Below are 17,126 nucleotides of genomic sequence, written 5' to 3' on the forward strand. Positions count from 1 at the left end.
ATGTAACTTTGCTGATGTAAAATAGTTGTCATACTAACTATTAAACTACTAATCAAATGAGTAAAAGCATCCTGGTCACTGGAGGTACGAAAGGAATTGGAAGGGCGATCATCGAGCGCTTTGCAGCAGAAGGTTTTGATATTTTCACCTGTGCGAGAAATGCATCTGACTTAGCTGAGTTAAAGGCTAGTTTGGAAGCAAATTATCCTTCGATTAAAGTGCTGGCGATTCAGGCCGACCTTTCAGAGAAAAAAGAGGTTTCCAAATTTGTGGATGAAATTAAGGCTGAAGCAATACCTGATGTCTTGGTAAATAATACCGGAGTCTTTTTGCCGGGGGCAATTCACAATGAGCCAGAAGGGAATTTTGAATTGATGATGCAAACCAATTTGTATTCTGCTTATTACTTGACCCGTGGTTTTGTCAATGAAATGATCGATAGGAAATCAGGACATATTTTCACCATGGGGTCGGTTGCGGGATTAACTGCCTATCCAAATGGCGGAACCTATGCAGTCTCCAAATGGGCGATGCTTGGAATGACCAAATGCCTTCGCGAAGAATTAAAACCGCATCAGATTAAGGTGACTTCTATTCTGGCCGGTGCAACTTACACTTCGAGCTGGGAAGGTGTTGATTTGCCGATCGAGAGATTTATGAAAGCTGAGGATGTAGCTGAAAGTGTTTGGGCAGCTTATAACCTTTCACCGCGGTCTGTTGTTGAAGAACTAGTAATCCGACCTCAATTAGGAGATATATAAACCCATGGATACAAATATTAAATCTATAGATCAGCTTTATTGCGATAGCCTGACGAGTTACTCTAGGAGAAAGACTATCCCTGTGAAAATCGGTGACGTAATCATCGGAGGAGATAATCCTATCGTGGTGCAATCTATGACTACGGTGGACACCATGGATACCGAAGGCTCCATCGAGCAAAGTATACGGATGATCGAGGCTGGGTGTGAGCTAGTGAGAATCACTGCTCCAAGTATCAAGGAAGCGGAAAACTTGAAGCACATCAAGGATGGTCTTCGCAAAAGAGGTTACAATACACCACTTGTTGCTGATATCCACTTTACTCCGAATGCAGCAGAAGTGGCTGCTAGGATCGTAGAAAAAGTGCGGGTTAACCCTGGGAATTATGCGGATAAGAAAAAATTTGAAGTTTTAGAATATACCGACGAAACGTATCAGGAAGAGCTGGATCGTATTCGCGAGCGGTTTTTGCCTTTGGTGAAAATCTGTAAGGAACACGGCACAGCCATGAGAATTGGGACTAATCACGGTTCTCTTTCTGACCGGATCATGAGCAGATATGGCGATACTCCGCTGGGAATGGTGGAATCGGCACTGGAGTTTTTGAGGATTTGTGAGGACGAGAATTACTTTGATATCGTGATATCAATGAAGTCTTCCAATACCCAAGTGATGGTTCAGGCATATCGATTGTTGGTCGAGAAATTGGACGAAGGTGGGTTTAAACCATATCCCCTTCATCTTGGGGTGACAGAAGCGGGAGAAGCGGAAGACGGCAGAATCAAATCCGCAGTTGGAATTGGTACTTTGCTGGAAGATGGTTTGGGAGATACAGTTCGTGTATCCTTGACAGAAGATCCAGAGTTTGAAGCCCCGGTCGCCAAAGCATTGATAGATCGCTATTTGCACCGACAAGAACATGCAGAGATCAAAGCAATTCAGGAGTATCCAGTCAATCCATACGAGCATTTCAAGCGCCACAGTGCTGAGATATATAATTTTGGAGGGCAAAATGTTCCTCGAGTAATCACTGATATTTCCAAGATTGATAAGATCACTGAAAAGGAAATGAAGTCAGTTGGTCATTTCTATTTACCTGAATTGGATAAGTGGAAAATGAATGATCAGGGTTGTGACTTTGTCTATTCTGGTGCCAATCCAATTCCTTTTATGTTGCCAAATGGTATGAAGGAAATCCAGGATGCTGCGATTTGGACTACTGGTTCTGACCAGCAAAACAAATTCCCTCTTTACGATTTGGTGAGTTTCAATATTGCTGAGAAATTTCATGCTGAATTGAATTTCCTGGAAATCTATGACACCCAAATTGCTGAAGGCATAGCGCTGACTTTGGATAGAAGAGATACCGTTCTGATTCTGAAAACAGAGAATAAGCATGCCATGCCTGCTTTGAGGCGCGCTCTTGTAAGTTTACTCGAAGCAAAATCCGAGATCCCTGTGATCGTCAAAGTAAGCTATCCAGATCAATCTCAGGATGAAACAATGCTTTATGCAGCTACTGATGTTGGAGGATTGTTGATTGATGGCCTTGGAGATGGGATTTTCATTTCCTTAGAAAAGGAGAGAGATCATACGCGTGAGGAAGTGCTAGCTCAGATTAAACTTCATAATTCTGTAGGCTTTGGAGTTTTGCAAGCAGCAAGAACTCGAATGTCAAAGACAGAATACATTTCCTGCCCTTCTTGTGGAAGAACGTTATTTGACTTGCAAGAAACTACAGCGATGATTCGTAAGCGGACTGATCACTTGAAAGGGGTGAAGATTGGAATCATGGGGTGCATCGTGAATGGACCTGGAGAAATGGCAGATGCAGATTATGGTTATGTAGGTTCCGGAAAAGGAAAAATCACCCTTTACAAAGGTAAGGAAGTGATGAAGCGATCTGTTCCTTCTGAGAAAGCTGTCGATAAATTGATAGAAATCATCAAGGAAGATGGAATGTGGAATGAGCCGGAATCACTTTAACCTTTGAGGTTTTTAAAACCTCGAAGGTTTAGAATAATAAATAAACCTTCGAGGTCAAAAAAAGATCTGAAAGGTTTAAGTAAACCATTTCCCTATCCCATCTGTTTACCAAAAAAGCTAAGCCATGTCTGATAACAATAAAGTCAAAGATTTCTTTAAGTTCGGTGATTTTGGAAACTACTTCCTGCGGGTTTTCCAAAAGCCAGATCCAAACCAGAAGTCTAATTATAACCTTCGCATGATGCATGGCATCAATAAGATCTCGATTGTCGTGTTTTTGCTGGCGATTATTTTTTGGGTAGTAAAGCGGTTTATTTGAGGTTTCTAGATTTTTCTAACTCTAATTGAGGCCTGATAGTAGGAGATTCAATTCTCGGGTTGCCCATTTTTTCTAGTAAATCCTTATGTCTTAATCTGGTGTACTACGCCATTTTGCTTAATCAATAGATCAAAAAGAAATGAATATTGCTTTATAAATAAAGCAATATTCAATAAATAACGTTTTATCTGGAAAGCAATTTGTCAATACTAAACAACATAGTCACATAGGAATCATAGCTTGGCAAGTCAATTTTGGTACAGATTCCTATGAAATCTATGTGGCTATGTGGTGAAAACCTTTGCGTTCAATTTGGGATGAAAAAATAATTAAGTCTGACTTGGAAAGGCTTCGAATTCGCTCAGCCTAACATAATCTGTGCTTTTCAAGGGTATAAATAAAAAAGGGATTCGAATCATTTTCGAATCCCTTTACTATGGAATAATTTGTTTTTATCTCCTATCCAAAGCGCTACCTCCACCTTGTTGAGGCCCTAGGAATTGTTCCATTCTAAGCTTTAGCTCCTGAGCTTTTTCCTGATAACCTCTTTCTTCCAAAAGTGGAATGAAATAGCGAATCATCTCGATTGATATCATCATTTCTCTGTCATATTCTCTGTTTTCCTCTGTGTAGAACTCGATCATGTCCAAGGATTTCTTCGAAACCTCGTTTATGATATCTAGCGCTTTTTCATCTTCACCTACCTCAAAGAAAAGTGGTACGGACTGTCCGCTAGACAGGTCATAAGGAATTGCTTCATTCGGCATTACTTCCAATCCGTAGTTTAGAAGAGTAGCTGCTTTTTCCATATCACCTTCATCTAACAGCGCAATGACAATGCTGTTCAATGCGCTTCTATGATTCGAAGCAAATCTTCTGTATTCCTCGTCCAGGTAAGCATCAGGATTGTTCATGCCTCGGAAAGAAAACTTGGTCATGTAGTTTTCATAAGCCAAATCAGCATTTACGAGCTCTTCGCGTATGTATTCAGGCTTTCTCACTGGAAGTAAGCGATAAGTCAACCCTTCCATCACGACGTGATCTTGTACGTTGATTCCAATAGTTGCAAGGGAAGTATTGTTAAAGTAGATCGGTCTTTCCCAATTATTGGATACAATCAAATCAATTAGCATCAAAGTGCCTTTGGTGACATAGTTTCCAGTGATTTGAAGATTCATTTGCGGCGCAAAAAGCGGCGCAAATTCCTCAGGGATGATGTCCTTATTAGCGACTGATGCGCTATCTACTTCCATAATCAAGTTTCTGGAAGGAACCATGTTTGCAACAGATTTACCGCCAGTTTCCATCTTCAAAAGATCAGATCCTGAATTCAAAAGCTTCAGGTATTCCTTTGCAGAGATCGCATTTAGATTCTCTCTTTCCATCACGTAAAGCACATCATTCGTACCTTTTTGATATCGGTTAGGATCTAGACTGAATGGCAAAGCTTCAGACTCATTCACAGGTCTTGTCATTTGCTCCACATACCAATCCGTATCGAAATAACTCAAGACAATAACTCTCACGTCGGTGCGGAATCCTTCTACTTCCTGCACATACCAAAGCGGGAAAGTGTCGTTATCTCCACCTGTGAAAAGAATTGCATTTGGCGCACAGGATGCAAGGAAGTTTCTAGCAGAGTCAACAGAGAAATACCTATCTCTTCTATTGTGATCATTCCAGTTTTGAGCTCCCATTAGGCCAGCAACAGGAAGGGTAAGCAAAGTCGCTATGATTCCTGCTGTTGCGAGGTTTTTGGTAGCACGACCAATCATATGTGCTATGGCCATGGTGCCAAGTCCTATCCATATTGCGAATGCATAAAAGCTACCAACGTAGATGTAATCCCGCTCTCTAGGCTCCACTGGTGGGGAGTTCAGGTAAAGAACCAATACCACACCCATCATCAGGAATAGCATCAGGTTTACATAGAAGGATTTCGGGTCAACTTTAGCCTGAAAAAACAAGCCAATAATTCCCAGCAAAAGTGGAAGCATCAGGTAATTATTGTGCCCTTTGTTCTCGGTGATATAATCGGGATAATCTTTGAAAGCATCCGTAATTCCTATCCATGGCGCATCGCCAAAGTCTGATTCTCTTCCTGAGAAATTCCACATAAAGTATCGCCAGTACATATGCCCTAGCTGATGTGAGAACATGAAATAAATGTTGTCTCCGAAAGAAGGCTCTTGTCCTTCTCGTAATCCAAGTTTTTGGCGGTAAAGTCTCTTGTGGCTTTCCTGAGTAGAATAAATTCGAGGCAGAATAGTTGTCTTCGTAGGGTCGTAAGTATTGACCAAGGAATAATCTACAATCTCGTATTTATCCTTGCCCTTCATGTAAACAGGAGCACCTTCTTCTTGAGCTACTAATTGCGCGGTGAAATACTGCCCATGCAACAAAGGTCTGTAGCCATACTGCTCACGTTTCAAATACGAAACGTAGCTAATGATATCTTTTGGGGCATTTTCGTTGATAATAGGATCTTGATTGGCACGTACTACGATTAGCGCATAACTCGCATAGCCAATCAAAATGAAAATGAAGGATAGAAGAGCTGTGTTTAGGATGGCATTCCCTTTCTTCCGAGAATATCTGTAGGCATAAAATACAGCAACAAAAAACAGAATCATAAATACAACGATTCCTGACCCAAAAGGCAATCCAATGCTGTTTACAAAGAAAATTTCCATGGAACCAGCCAAACTTGGAAGGCCCGGAATAATAAGATTGTTAATGATAATTAGGGCAACACCACCGAGGAACATGGCGAAAAAGCCTCCTTTTAAAGTCGGGTTTTCGTACTTTTTGAAATAGTAGATGAGAGCCAGAGCTGGCAAAGTCACCAAGTTCAGTAAGTGAACACCAATAGAAAGACCAACCAAATAGGCGATGAAAATCATCCATTTGTTCTCCTCACGAGGGTCTTTGATCACGTCCCACTTCAGGAATGCCCAAATTACTATGGCTGTAAAAAAGGATGACATAGCATATACCTCTGACTCAACTGCAGAAAACCAGAAGCTGTCTGAGAAAGTATAAACCAAAGCCCCTACTATTCCAGCACCCATCAAAGTGATTGTTTCGCCTTTGCTTTCCTGACCTTCAACTACTTTGAAAAGTCTTTTTCCAAATAAAGTGATAGACCAAAAAAGGAATAAGATGGAGAAACTTGAGAACAGTGCACTTCCTATATTCATCCAATAAGCTACCTGTAAAGGATCTCCGAAGGCGAAGAAGCTGAACATTCTATATACTAGTAGGAAAAATGGAGCTCCTGGAGGGTGTGGAACTTGCAACTTGTAGGCTACCGCTATGAACTCTCCTGGATCCCAGAAACTTGCAGTTTGTTCGACAGTAAGCACGTAAACTAGAGTAGCTACCGCAAAAACGACCCAACCGGTCAGATTATTGATTTGCTTGTAATTGAGCATTTAATAAGTAGAATTTGACTGGCGAAAATAAAAAAAATAAATGCCAATTAAGGTGAATTAAGGTATTTTAAAACAGGGACTGCTTTACCATTTCATGCCTATGTGATATTAATTACCGTTCTGAACTGATTTTGCTTCTACTTTTGTTGTGTCAAATAAATAGAAACCATGAGTACACAAGCCAAAACATTTCAAGAACTGATAGACGGAGACCAAGCAGTATTGGTGGATTTCTTTGCCACTTGGTGTGGTCCGTGTAAAATGATGCAGCCTATTTTAGAGGATGCGGCTAAGCAATTAGGCAGTAAAGTGAAGATTCTAAAAGTAGATGTAGATAAGAATCAGTTAGCTGCCAGTAAATTTCAAGTTCGCGGTGTGCCTACTTTGATTCTCTTCCAAAAAGGAAAAATTCTTTGGAGAGAGTCAGGTGTTGTTCCTACACATCAGCTTATCAATACTTTAAATAATAACATTAAAGATACTGTTTGAATACTGTGTGACAAAAGTCATCCTCCGCATAGGAGCAAAGGGCTACTTTTGTTTATCTAATAGAAAAATAATAAAAAAAGACATATGAAAATCGAACAAATATATACTGGATGTCTTGCTCAAGGTGCGTACTACATTGAGTCAGATGGAGAAGCGGCGGTAATTGACCCGCTTAGAGAAGTTCAGCCTTACATAGAGAAAGCTGAGCGAAGAAATGCTAAGATCAAGTATGTGTTTGAAACACACTTCCACGCTGATTTCGTGTCAGGTCACCAAGATCTTTCGGCAAAAACAGGCGCTCCTATAGTATATGGACCTACGACTATGAAAATGGGCTTTGATGCAATTGTTGCTGAAGATGGTCAGGAGTTCAAAATCGGGAAGGCTAAGATAAAGGTGCTCCATACTCCTGGACATACCATGGAGAGTTCTTGTTACTTGTTATTCAACGAAGAAGGAAATCCTGAGGCAATATTTACCGGAGATACCTTATTTATAGGAGATGTGGGAAGACCTGACTTGGCACAGAAAGTAGTTGCAGATTTGACCCAGGAAATCTTAGCTGGGCATATGTATGATTCCCTTCGAAATAAGATAATGCCACTTCCAGATGACTTAATCGTCTACCCAGCTCATGGTGCAGGATCTGCTTGTGGTAAAAATATGAGTAAGGAAACCTCAGATACCCTAGGTAATCAGAAGAAAACCAATTATGCTCTTCAGGAGATTACCAAAGAACAGTTCATTAAAGAATTGATTACTGGATTGACTCCGCCTCCTGCGTACTTCCCGCAGAACGTCATGATGAACATCGAAGGTTATGACAGCATTGATGCAGTTTTAGAAAGAGGAGTGAGGCCTTTGACTCCTTCAGAATTTGAAGCTGCCGCAAATGAGACCGGAGCTTTGATTCTGGATACCCGGGCACCGCAGGTTTTTGCAAAAGGATTTGTTCCAAACTCAGTTAATATTGGAATTGACGGAAGTTTTGCGGTTTGGGTTGGTGCAATGATACCGGACTTGAAGCAAGAAATCTTAGTAGTTGCGGATGAAGGAAGAGAAGAAGAGGTAATCACACGATTGGCTAGAGTGGGTTACGATTATGCGATCGGATATTTGAATGGAGGAATTGAAGCTTGGGAAAAATCAGGTCAAGAAATCGATCAAATAGAGTCGATAAGCGCTGAAGAGCTTGCGAAAAGACAGGCAGAAAATGCTGAAATCAATATTCTAGATGTGAGAAAGAATAGCGAGTTTCTTTCCGAGCACGTGGAGAATGCAGAAAATGCACCACTCGATTATATCAACGAGAGTATGCAGAAAATCGATAAAGACAAAACCTACTTCGTGCACTGTGCAGGTGGGTATAGATCAATGGTTTTCAATTCTATTTTGAGAGCTAGAGGTTATGATAATCTCATCGATGTCAAAGGTGGATTCAAGGATATCAAAGATTCTGAGAAGTTCAAGGTTACTGATTATGTTTGCCCAACTACGTTATTGTAGTAGGAAGACGTAAGACATTAGATTCTAGAGCCCAGAATTAAGGGGCAAGAAGCAAGAGTCAAGAGTTTGTATTCTCAACCGTGGTCTGTGTCCTCACAGACCACTTGGTTTAACATTCAAGCTTTAAAATAGCTGTAAATTATATCACCCAATTAATATTCAAATGAATCAATTTATTGACTGGATTAGCCAACCTTGGCCTTGGTATGTGGCAGGTCCTATGATTGGACTTACTGTTCCGGCTCTGCTCATTTTGGGAAATAAGAGCTTTGGAATCTCTTCATCGCTTCGTCATGCCTGTGCGATTTGCATTCCGGCCGGCATTCCTTTTTTCAATTACAACTGGAGAAAGGAAATGTGGAATCTGGTATTTGTCTTAGGAGTCTTGATTGGAGGCTTTGTAGCTACCACATTCATTTCTAACCCTGATGAAATCGTCCTAGCCTCCAAAACGCAGGCTGATTTGACAGCCTTGGGAATCACTGATTTCTCAGGCTTGATGCCTTCTGATATTTTCTCTTGGGAAAACCTATTTACAGCAAAAGGATTGGTGTTTTTCGTTTTAGGTGGATTTCTGGTTGGTTTCGGAACTCGCTATGCTGGAGGCTGTACCTCTGGTCATGCAATCATGGGGATCAGTTCTCTCCAATGGCCATCTTTAGTAGCGACCATTTTCTTTATGTTGGGAGGTTTTTTGATGACTCTGGTATTTCTAGGTCCTTTAATGAAATTGGTAGGATTTTAATTTACTGAAAATGAAAGTTGTTGAAAAAAATATACAAGAAGTAGTTTGTGATGCTCCTAATTCACAGACTACAGGAGAGAAAGGTTTGGCTTTAGTGAAATATTTAATTCTCGGGGTTTTGTTCGGAATCGTGTTTGTGAAAGCAGAGATTATCTCATGGTTTAGAATTCAGGAAATGTTTCGGTTAGATTCCTTTCACATGTACGGAGTGATTGGATCAGCGATAGTTACAGGAATTATTTCCATCCAATTGATCAAGCGATTAAAAATCAAATCTATTGCTGGAGAGGAGATTAAGATACCTAAGAAAGAATTCCGAAAAGGTCAGATTTACGGTGGGTTTATATTCGGATTAGGATGGGCGATTACTGGAACTTGCCCAGGTCCACTATTTGCACAAATAGGGAGTGGGTTTACAGTAATTATTATAACCTTGCTTTCCGCCATCGCAGGCACTTGGGTATATGGAAAATTCTCCGATAAGCTCCCCAATTAATTAGCAGATGATTCAAATAATGCGATTAACAGACCACTTTCTGAATAGAGAGTGGTTTTTTTAGTCAAAAACTTTTTTGATAATAAAGCGCACAATAAAAATTGCGGTAACGATTACGGCTCCTGCTATGACCAATTCCATGGGTTTGCTTATAAGATGAATGAGGTTATGATAACTGGTTTGTCTATGCAATGTTCGTGATTGACCATGAATTTGCAGTAATGTTCTGTACTTTTGTGAGCCTCTTAAACCCAACTATTTGATGAACACACTCTCCAAAAGACGAGTTGCCCTAGGGGCATTTTTCTTTTTCGTAGGTCTTTGCTTTGCTTCATGGGCAGCTAGAATTCCAGATATTCAATCCAAGTTTGATCTTTCAGAAGGGCAGCTTGGGACGTTGTTACTCTTTTTGCCACTTGGTTCTGTTATTGGTTTGCCTATCGCTGGCTGGGCTGTACATCAGTTTGGGAGCCGTACTGTGGTTATGTTTGGGGCTTTTGCATACGCGATGACATTACCTTTGATTGGCTTGGCGCCGACTACATGGTTGTTGATTCCAGTGTTGATTGTATATGGAATGCTGGGTAATGTGATGAATATCTCATTGAATACCCAGGCATTGGGATTGGAGGATGAAATGGGTAAAAGTATTCTAGCCTCCTTCCATGGTCTATGGAGTTTGGCAGGTTTTTCTGGTGCTGGCTTAGGTGCCTTGATGATATTTTTAGGATTGTCACCTGCGCAGCATTATGGGGTGGTGATGGTGATTTCTATTACCATTATTCTTTCTGCCCAGCGTTATATCATTAAAGACAAAAAAGTCTCAGAAAGTGGAGGCGGTTTGGTGTTGAAAAAACCAGATGCACTGTTGATGCGAATAAGCTTGATTGCTTTTCTGGGTATGATGGCCGAGGGCTGTATGTTTGATTGGTCCGGTGTGTATTTTAAAAAAGTAATTCAATCAGATCCTTCATTAATAGCCTTAGGATATGTTGCTTTCATGGGGACTATGGCAGCAGGAAGGTTTATAACTGATAAAGTTGCCGCCAGATATACCAAAGTAGAGGTGATTCAAGTGAGTGGTATATTGATATTTATTGGATTAAGTTTAGCTGTAATTTTCCCTACAGTTCTAATGGCAACGATCGGGTTTTTACTGGTTGGACTTGGAGTAGCGTCTATCATTCCGCTCTCCTATAGCATTGCTGGCAGATCTAAGCTCTATACTCCTAGCGTTGCTTTGGCTTTGGTATCCACCATTTCATTTTTTGGATTTTTGCTTGGTCCGCCGATGATTGGATTTATTGCTGAACTATTTAATTTGAAAGTCTCTTTTGGATTAATAGCTTTAGCAGGATTGGGAATTACTGTACTTTCAAGTATCAGAAAAGCAGTCTTTCTTATTCCAATCAAATCCTCACCAAATCGAGCTAAATGAATTTAAAGCCTTCCTTTCAGTTTCAAAAAGATTTTGAGGTTCGATCTTATCAGGTAGATCCAGAAGGGAAATTGAGCTTGACCGCATTATCTAATTTATTTCAGGAAATAGCCTGGAGGCATGCTGATTCAGCTGATTTTGGAAGGAACTTGCAAGACCAGAATCTCTCATGGATTCTTTCACGAATAGAAATCAAATGTGAGAATTTGCCTTCTTGGGGAGATTCGATTAAGGTCTATACCGCAGGAAGAGGCGTAGATAAGCTTTTTGCTTTTCGGGAATTTCTGATTACCAATCCTTCCGGAGATATCCTTGCCCAAGCAATGAGTTCTTGGGTTCTGATGAATGTGGTGACAAAACGGATTTTCAGGCCAGAAAATGCATTGCCTGCGGAGCTTTTTGACCCTAAAGAAAAGCCAGCTTGGCAACCTGAAAAAATCAAATTAAAGGGAGTATTACTAAAATCTGAGAAGTTGAAGGTTAGGCACTCCGATCTTGATCTGAACAATCACGTGAATAATACGAGCTATGTGCAATGGGTCGAGAATGTCCTTAGGGAAAATGGTTGTCATACGCTGCCTTTTTTAATCAATTATCTGGCAGAATGCGTATTGGGAGACGAGTTGGATATTCATTTATACAAACAGCAGAATAATTACCTGGTACTAGGGACTATTGGTGATAAGCAAGTGTTTTTGGCTGAAGCCAAATGAGAATACTGAATTTGACATAGTATTACTGTTTTTTGAATAGCCAAGGTGATCTTCGTCACATGCTTCGTGGATGATTAACTTCATTTTTGTAGCTTGATCACACAAAATATGAATCAGACAGCCAAACCTTTACTAAAACTTTTTCCTCTAATCGCTGGGCTACTCGGGACTGTGGTGCTTCTTATAGGGCTAGTTGTAGGAATATTGTATTTTGATCATGTTGGTTTGCAACCCACTCAGGTGCAATTGTCCGAGGCTTTACCTGCTACATCTGAACCCAAGTCTAATGCATTGATGGATCCAGTTGGGATGTGGGCAGCGCCAGATTGGGGTACGGTAGATACCGAACCGAATGCGGAGGATATTAAGTATGGAAGAGAATTGATAGCAAATACATCTGAATATCTTGGGCCCAATGGAAAAGTGCGAAAGATTTCAAACGGATTAAATTGTCAGAATTGCCATTTGCAAGCTGGTACAGTCCCATTGGGAAATAATTATTCAGCTGCAAAAAGTACCTATCCAAAAGTGAGAGGCAGATCAGGGAAATCTGAAGATATCCAATTGAGAATTAACGGCTGTTTTCAGCGAAGTTTGAATGGGGAGGTTTTGGCAAGCGATAGCAAGGAAATGATAGCTATGGTAGCTTATATGGATTGGCTAGGGAAAGATGTGCCAAAAGGCGAAAAGCCTAAGGGAGCAGGAATCTATGAACTACCTTTTCTCGAAAGAGCGGCTGATCCTATCAAAGGAAAAACTATTTACGAAAGACAATGCGTGACCTGTCACATGATCGATGGTCAAGGAGTAATGAAGCCTGATAGTAGCGGCTATATATATCCACCTCTTTGGGGAGAGCATAGTTACAATCAAGGTGCAGGGTTATTTCGTATGTCCAGATTTGCTGGTTATGTGAAAGCAAATATGCCTTTTGGCGTAACCTACGAGAACCCAATACTCTCAGATGAGGAAGCATGGGATGTGGCTGCCTATGTGAATAGTTTAGATAGGCCAAAACGAGATTTTCCGAATGATTGGCCTGATATTTCTAAGAAACCTTTAGATCACCCTTTTGGCCCATATGCTGATGGATTTTCAGAAGAGCAACACAAGTTTGGTCCATTTCAGGCAATAAAAGCAGCAGCGAAAAAATGAGAAAATTCCTTTTAGGGTTTCTCTACTTTATCCCTTTTCTAACTTTAGCACAGCAGTCTGAGAGAAAGCTGGCTGTGAATCCAGAGGTTCATTTTAGAATGTTCTGGATGAATACTTCCTATCCTGGCGAGTTCAAAGATGACTATGCTCTAGGTTCAAGTTTGAATCTTGGGGGAAAGCTCAACTATGCTAATCACTGGGAGTTTCGTGTTGGCTATAGAGTCTTTGCAAATCTATGGAGTAGCAACCTTACAGCCTCCGATCCAGTCAGCGGTGGTGGGAATCGATATGAAGTTGGCTTATTTGATTTGCTAAATCCCAAAGATCGTTTTTTTGGTAAACTAGAGAAGTTTTCTTTAGGCTACTCAAATGCTAACTGGGGAATTACTGTAGGGCGAATGGCAATCGAAACAGATTGGATCAACGGGCAAGACGGCAGGCTATCTCCCACCGGGATTGAAGGAGCGAATGTCTGGTTTTCCATAAAAGATCAATTGAAATTTTCTGCTTGGGGAATCAGTAAGATGAGTGTGCGTGGAACAAGTGAGTGGCTTTCTGTAGGAGAAAGTATTGGGGTATTTCCGGTAGGTAGAAATCCAACTGGAGAAGTTTCACAATATGTTGGAAAAACCTCCAGTGATTGGCTTGCGATAGCTGAAGTGGCCAAAGAATGGGAATCATTTAGCATGAATGTGTCCAATACCTTGGCTCAAAATATTTCTAACACCATTTGGGCTCAAGGAGAAAAAAGATGGGGAAATGAGCAGAATGGAATTACTTGGCTTTGGGGAGTTCAGGCAGGGTTTCAGTTTGGTTTGGGAGATGGAGGGAATGAAAATCCTATTTTCCGATACAAGGATCCGGAAGACAGAAATTGGGCGATTTCTACTCGGCTTGGCCTTAAAAATTCTACTTGGAATCTGAATTTGAATTATACCAAAACAGGAGGTAAAGGGATTTGGCATAGTCCAAGGGAGTGGGGGAAAGATGCATGGTACACCTTTATTCCTCGAGAAAGGAATGAAGGTTTTAGCTCCTTGGACGCACTTACGGCATTTGCTGAGTATTCTTTTCCCAATACAACTTTAAGAGCATTTGCTCATTTGGGATTCCACTGGCTACCTCCGTTGGAAGTACCTTCTGAAAATAAATACAATATGCCATCCTATCGGCAACTTAATGTTGGGGTTAAATATTCCCCTAAAGCTATTTCAAGCCTAGATTTTCAATTGCTAGTAATGAATAAAGAAGCGCTAAAAAATCAAGAGCTTACAGCTAGACAGATATATAATAAAGTTCAGATGATCCATATAAATGGTATAATTAACTGGAGATGGAATTAATTAGAAAGGTCTATTTACATTTTTTTCATCAAAACCAGAGTTGTTATTGAGGTTCATCATCAGGTGAGTTTCTGGAAATAATGATTGATTCGGTGTCTTACCGTTGCATTTTTAGTGACATATTTGTTACTTTAAGCCAAAGTGTTGAGGATAGAATTGTATGTTATTAGGATATACGAAATCTTCTACTCACCTTTGTACGCATAAAGGCGCTGTCTCCGGATATCCTTTTTACTTGAAATAAAGTAAGCGTTGATTATCAACCTGCTTAAGTAGCAAATTCAGGAGTTTCCCCTCGCAAGGTTTTAATTCTTCATCTTTCTACTTTTTTAATTCCAAAATGATTGATTTCATTTTTCGAATTAAAACTTGCAGAGTAAATCCCACGGGAAACAATAGTATTTATAATTTAATTTCAGTGCCATTAAGACAGTAAGGTTCTCAGAATCAGAATTATCTGAATTCTCCCAAACACTAAGAAAGCGAGTTTATGGACATTTCACGTCCACGAACAAGTCGAAATACGGAAACTCGGAGATGGTTATTAAGTCCATCATCTTACTTTCTCTGTATGTCGTCCCGATTTCTCTTGTGATCACCGGCGTAGCTACCACTACATTCCAATTATTTGCTTGTTATTTATGTTCTGCCATCGGTATGGCTGGCGTAGGTATGGGTGTAATGCATGACGCCATTCACGGGTCCTACTCTAAAAATAAAAAAACTAACACTTGGATCGGCTATACACTTGATATGGTGGGTGCGAGTTCTATGGTTTGGCATTTGCAGCACAATGTTCTTCATCATAGCTTTACCAATATTGATGAGCATGATGACGATATCAATGCACCATTCTTTTTGAGATTTTCGCCAAATGCAGAAAAAAATAACCTGCACAAATACCAACATTTGTACGCATGGTTCTTTTACTCTCTTTCTACGATTTCTTGGGTAACGGCGAAAGACTTCATCAGATTCACGAGATATTATAACAAAGGACTAGTGAAGGGTGGAGAGAAAGCTTACAAAAAAGGAATACTAAAATTGGTTTTCTTAAAACTAGCTTACTTCTCTGTAGTCATAGGTTTACCTATCATTTTCACATCATTCTCAGCTGGATTAATTATTCTAGCATTTATTATGATGCATTTTGTGACAGGATTTGTGATTACCATGGTGTTTCAAATTGCTCATATAGTGGAGGTTGTGGATTTCCCGAAAGCCGATACTGATGGTGTAGTTGAAGGAGAGCGGATTCTGCATCAATTGGCGACTACATGCAATTTTGCACCCAAATCAAAAATCTTGTTCTGGTTCGTTGGTGGTCTCAATTTTCAAGTTGAACATCATTTGTTTCCAGATATTTGCCATGTGCATTATAAGGAAATAGCACCAATTGTAAAGGCTACAGCGGAAGAATTCAATGTGCCTTATTATTCAAAACCTCATTTTTTGATGGCTGTATTGGACCATTTTAAAATGCTCTACGTATTGGGAAATTCTCCCAAAATGGAGCCGGTAAAAGCCTAATTATATCATGAATAGAAATAGTAATACAAGACCAGCAGCTAACCAGAGACGTAATGCTCGTCCCGCAGGGAGGCCTGGTCAAAATAAAAAGAAAGAATCGAAACTTGATCCTAATTTGTTTGTCAAAAAGGCTCAGCCTAGCGGACAGCAAGGATTTCGTTCTGAAACTCCTTTCACAAGTGTAAAGCTCAATGCTTCATTATTAAGAAATCTTGAAGCAAAGGGTTATGAAAGCATGACCAATATTCAAGAGCAAGCTATTCCGTCCTTAATGGATAGAAGAGATTTGCTCGGGATATCAAATACAGGTTCAGGTAAAACTGGGGCTTTTTTGATTCCAATTATTGAGCATGCAAAACTTGACCCTCAGAATTTCACTGCACTGATTGTAACACCTACTCGTGAGTTGGCGCTACAGATTGAAGAGGAATTTAAGAGCCTTAGCAAAGGAATGAACTTGTATTCCAATACCTTCATTGGTGGCACGAATATCAACTCAGACTTTAAAGCTTTGAGCAGAAAGCTTCATATAATCGTCGGGACTCCCGGTAGATTATTGGATCTTTCAAATCGTAAGCTGCTGCATCTCAACCGAGTAAATACACTTGTGTTGGATGAGTTTGACAGGATGCTTGACATGGGTTTTGTTCACGATGTGAAAAAACTCGTAAATTTAATGACTAAGAGAAGTCAGACTATGCTCTTCTCAGCCACATTAGAACCAAGTCAAAAAGCTCTTATTGATGGGTTGCTAAGCAATCCAGTTGAGATCAAAGTAAACACTGGTGGTACAACCAGTGAAAATGTAGATCAAGAAATTATTCGTGTGCCGGAAGGCAAGAATAAGTTTGATATACTTGCTGATTTATTCAAGGGAAATGAGTTGGAGAAGGTGATTATCTTCACTGAAACCAAAAGACTTGCGGATAAGTTAAGTAAGCAATTAAATCAGTCTGGAATAAAATCTGGGTTGATTCACGGTAATAAATCTCAGAATTTCAGAAATAGAACCATTGATGAGTTCAAAACTGGAATGACTCGAGTACTGGTAGCAACCGATGTAGCTGCCAGAGGTATAGACGTAGCTGATGTATCCCATGTGATCAACTTTCAGCTTCCCATGTCTATGGATAGCTATATCCACAGAATAGGCCGGACAGGTCGGGCCGGAAAAACCGGTAAGGCCATAACATTTGTCAATTAAAATCGC

At 40.2% G+C, this 17,126-nt stretch carries 14 protein-coding genes; 13 read left to right on the forward strand and 1 reads right to left on the reverse strand.

Annotated elements, in window-relative coordinates:
- Positions 1 to 56 precede the first annotated feature (56 nt).
- The 3 genes from LV83_RS10955 to LV83_RS10965 all read left to right on the forward strand — a co-directional run bounded on the left by LV83_RS10955 (position 57) and on the right by LV83_RS10965 (position 3,067).
- Positions 57 to 761: an SDR family oxidoreductase gene (locus tag LV83_RS10955; protein WP_111611568.1), complete on the forward strand. Its 705-nt coding sequence runs from the start codon at positions 57 to 59 to the stop codon at positions 759 to 761.
- A gap of 4 nt (positions 762 to 765) precedes the next feature.
- Positions 766 to 2,748, forward strand: a complete 1,983-nt coding sequence (ispG, locus tag LV83_RS10960; protein ID WP_111611569.1) for a (E)-4-hydroxy-3-methylbut-2-enyl-diphosphate synthase — start codon at positions 766 to 768, stop codon at positions 2,746 to 2,748.
- 124 nt (positions 2,749 to 2,872) lie between these two features.
- A complete protein-coding gene (locus tag LV83_RS10965; protein ID WP_111611570.1) occupies positions 2,873 to 3,067 on the forward strand; it encodes a DUF6728 family protein in 195 nt (64 codons plus the stop codon).
- A 452-nt stretch (positions 3,068 to 3,519) separates the two neighbouring features.
- Here the strand turns inward: LV83_RS10965 and LV83_RS10970 are convergent, their stop codons facing one another.
- Positions 3,520 to 6,501 (reverse strand): glycosyltransferase family 117 protein, encoded by a 2,982-nt coding sequence (locus LV83_RS10970; protein ID WP_111611571.1) that lies wholly within the window; start codon positions 6,499 to 6,501, stop codon positions 3,520 to 3,522.
- 168 nt (positions 6,502 to 6,669) lie between these two features.
- On the opposite strand from LV83_RS10970, the gene trxA reads away from it, so the two are divergent.
- From trxA to LV83_RS11020, 10 genes are all read left to right on the forward strand, one after another.
- Entirely contained in the window at positions 6,670 to 6,990 is a 321-nt protein-coding gene (trxA, locus tag LV83_RS10975) for a thioredoxin (protein WP_111611572.1), read from the forward strand.
- A gap of 84 nt (positions 6,991 to 7,074) precedes the next feature.
- Complete coding sequence (locus LV83_RS10980; protein WP_111611573.1) at positions 7,075 to 8,496, forward strand: MBL fold metallo-hydrolase; 1,422 nt, start codon at positions 7,075 to 7,077, stop codon at positions 8,494 to 8,496.
- A 163-nt stretch (positions 8,497 to 8,659) separates the two neighbouring features.
- Positions 8,660 to 9,241 (forward strand): YeeE/YedE family protein, encoded by a 582-nt coding sequence (locus LV83_RS10985; protein WP_111611574.1) that lies wholly within the window; start codon positions 8,660 to 8,662, stop codon positions 9,239 to 9,241.
- Between the two features lie 10 nt (positions 9,242 to 9,251).
- Positions 9,252 to 9,737 (forward strand): DUF6691 family protein, encoded by a 486-nt coding sequence (locus LV83_RS10990; RefSeq protein WP_111611575.1) that lies wholly within the window; start codon positions 9,252 to 9,254, stop codon positions 9,735 to 9,737.
- Positions 9,738 to 9,999: 262 nt separating this feature from the next.
- On the forward strand, positions 10,000 to 11,175 hold the full coding sequence (locus LV83_RS10995; RefSeq protein ID WP_111611576.1) for an MFS transporter: 1,176 nt from the start codon (positions 10,000 to 10,002) through the stop codon (positions 11,173 to 11,175).
- Positions 11,172 to 11,888: an acyl-[acyl-carrier-protein] thioesterase gene (locus LV83_RS11000; protein ID WP_111611577.1), complete on the forward strand. Its 717-nt coding sequence runs from the start codon at positions 11,172 to 11,174 to the stop codon at positions 11,886 to 11,888. Before LV83_RS10995 ends, LV83_RS11000 begins: the two co-directional genes overlap by 4 nt.
- A 108-nt stretch (positions 11,889 to 11,996) precedes the next feature.
- Complete coding sequence (locus LV83_RS11005; protein ID WP_111611578.1) at positions 11,997 to 13,043, forward strand: c-type cytochrome; 1,047 nt, start codon at positions 11,997 to 11,999, stop codon at positions 13,041 to 13,043.
- On the forward strand, positions 13,040 to 14,386 hold the full coding sequence (locus LV83_RS11010) for a hypothetical protein (RefSeq protein WP_111611579.1): 1,347 nt from the start codon (positions 13,040 to 13,042) through the stop codon (positions 14,384 to 14,386). Before LV83_RS11005 ends, LV83_RS11010 begins: the two co-directional genes overlap by 4 nt.
- A 537-nt stretch (positions 14,387 to 14,923) precedes the next feature.
- The gene (locus LV83_RS11015) at positions 14,924 to 15,916 is read left to right on the forward strand and encodes a fatty acid desaturase family protein (RefSeq protein ID WP_111611580.1); all 993 of its coding nucleotides are present in this window, start codon (positions 14,924 to 14,926) and stop codon (positions 15,914 to 15,916) included.
- Between the two features lie 7 nt (positions 15,917 to 15,923).
- Positions 15,924 to 17,120 carry a DEAD/DEAH box helicase gene (locus tag LV83_RS11020; RefSeq protein ID WP_111611581.1) on the forward strand — a complete coding sequence of 399 codons (1,197 nt, stop codon included), beginning with the start codon at positions 15,924 to 15,926 and terminating at the stop codon, positions 17,118 to 17,120.
- Positions 17,121 to 17,126: the final 6 nt, after the last annotated feature.

Origin of the sequence: Algoriphagus yeomjeoni, assembly GCF_003259505.1 — a bacterium.
Classification (GTDB): Bacteria; Bacteroidota; Bacteroidia; order Cytophagales; family Cyclobacteriaceae; genus Algoriphagus; species Algoriphagus yeomjeoni.

Coding starts and splice junctions, on each gene's coding strand:
- LV83_RS10990 (WP_111611575.1), top strand. CDS start 9,252: ATGAAAGTTGTTGAAAAAAATATACAAGAAGTAGTTTGTGATGCTCCT.
- LV83_RS10985 (WP_111611574.1), top strand. CDS start 8,660: ATGAATCAATTTATTGACTGGATTAGCCAACCTTGGCCTTGGTATGTG.
- LV83_RS11015 (WP_111611580.1), top strand. CDS start 14,924: ATGGTTATTAAGTCCATCATCTTACTTTCTCTGTATGTCGTCCCGATT.
- LV83_RS11000 (WP_111611577.1), top strand. CDS start 11,172: ATGAATTTAAAGCCTTCCTTTCAGTTTCAAAAAGATTTTGAGGTTCGA.
- LV83_RS11005 (WP_111611578.1), top strand. CDS start 11,997: ATGAATCAGACAGCCAAACCTTTACTAAAACTTTTTCCTCTAATCGCT.
- LV83_RS10965 (WP_111611570.1), top strand. CDS start 2,873: ATGTCTGATAACAATAAAGTCAAAGATTTCTTTAAGTTCGGTGATTTT.
- LV83_RS10980 (WP_111611573.1), top strand. CDS start 7,075: ATGAAAATCGAACAAATATATACTGGATGTCTTGCTCAAGGTGCGTAC.
- LV83_RS10970 (WP_111611571.1), bottom strand. CDS start 6,501: ATGCTCAATTACAAGCAAATCAATAATCTGACCGGTTGGGTCGTTTTT.
- ispG (WP_111611569.1), top strand. CDS start 766: ATGGATACAAATATTAAATCTATAGATCAGCTTTATTGCGATAGCCTG.
- LV83_RS11020 (WP_111611581.1), top strand. CDS start 15,924: ATGAATAGAAATAGTAATACAAGACCAGCAGCTAACCAGAGACGTAAT.
- LV83_RS10955 (WP_111611568.1), top strand. CDS start 57: ATGAGTAAAAGCATCCTGGTCACTGGAGGTACGAAAGGAATTGGAAGG.
- LV83_RS11010 (WP_111611579.1), top strand. CDS start 13,040: ATGAGAAAATTCCTTTTAGGGTTTCTCTACTTTATCCCTTTTCTAACT.
- trxA (WP_111611572.1), top strand. CDS start 6,670: ATGAGTACACAAGCCAAAACATTTCAAGAACTGATAGACGGAGACCAA.
- LV83_RS10995 (WP_111611576.1), top strand. CDS start 10,000: ATGAACACACTCTCCAAAAGACGAGTTGCCCTAGGGGCATTTTTCTTT.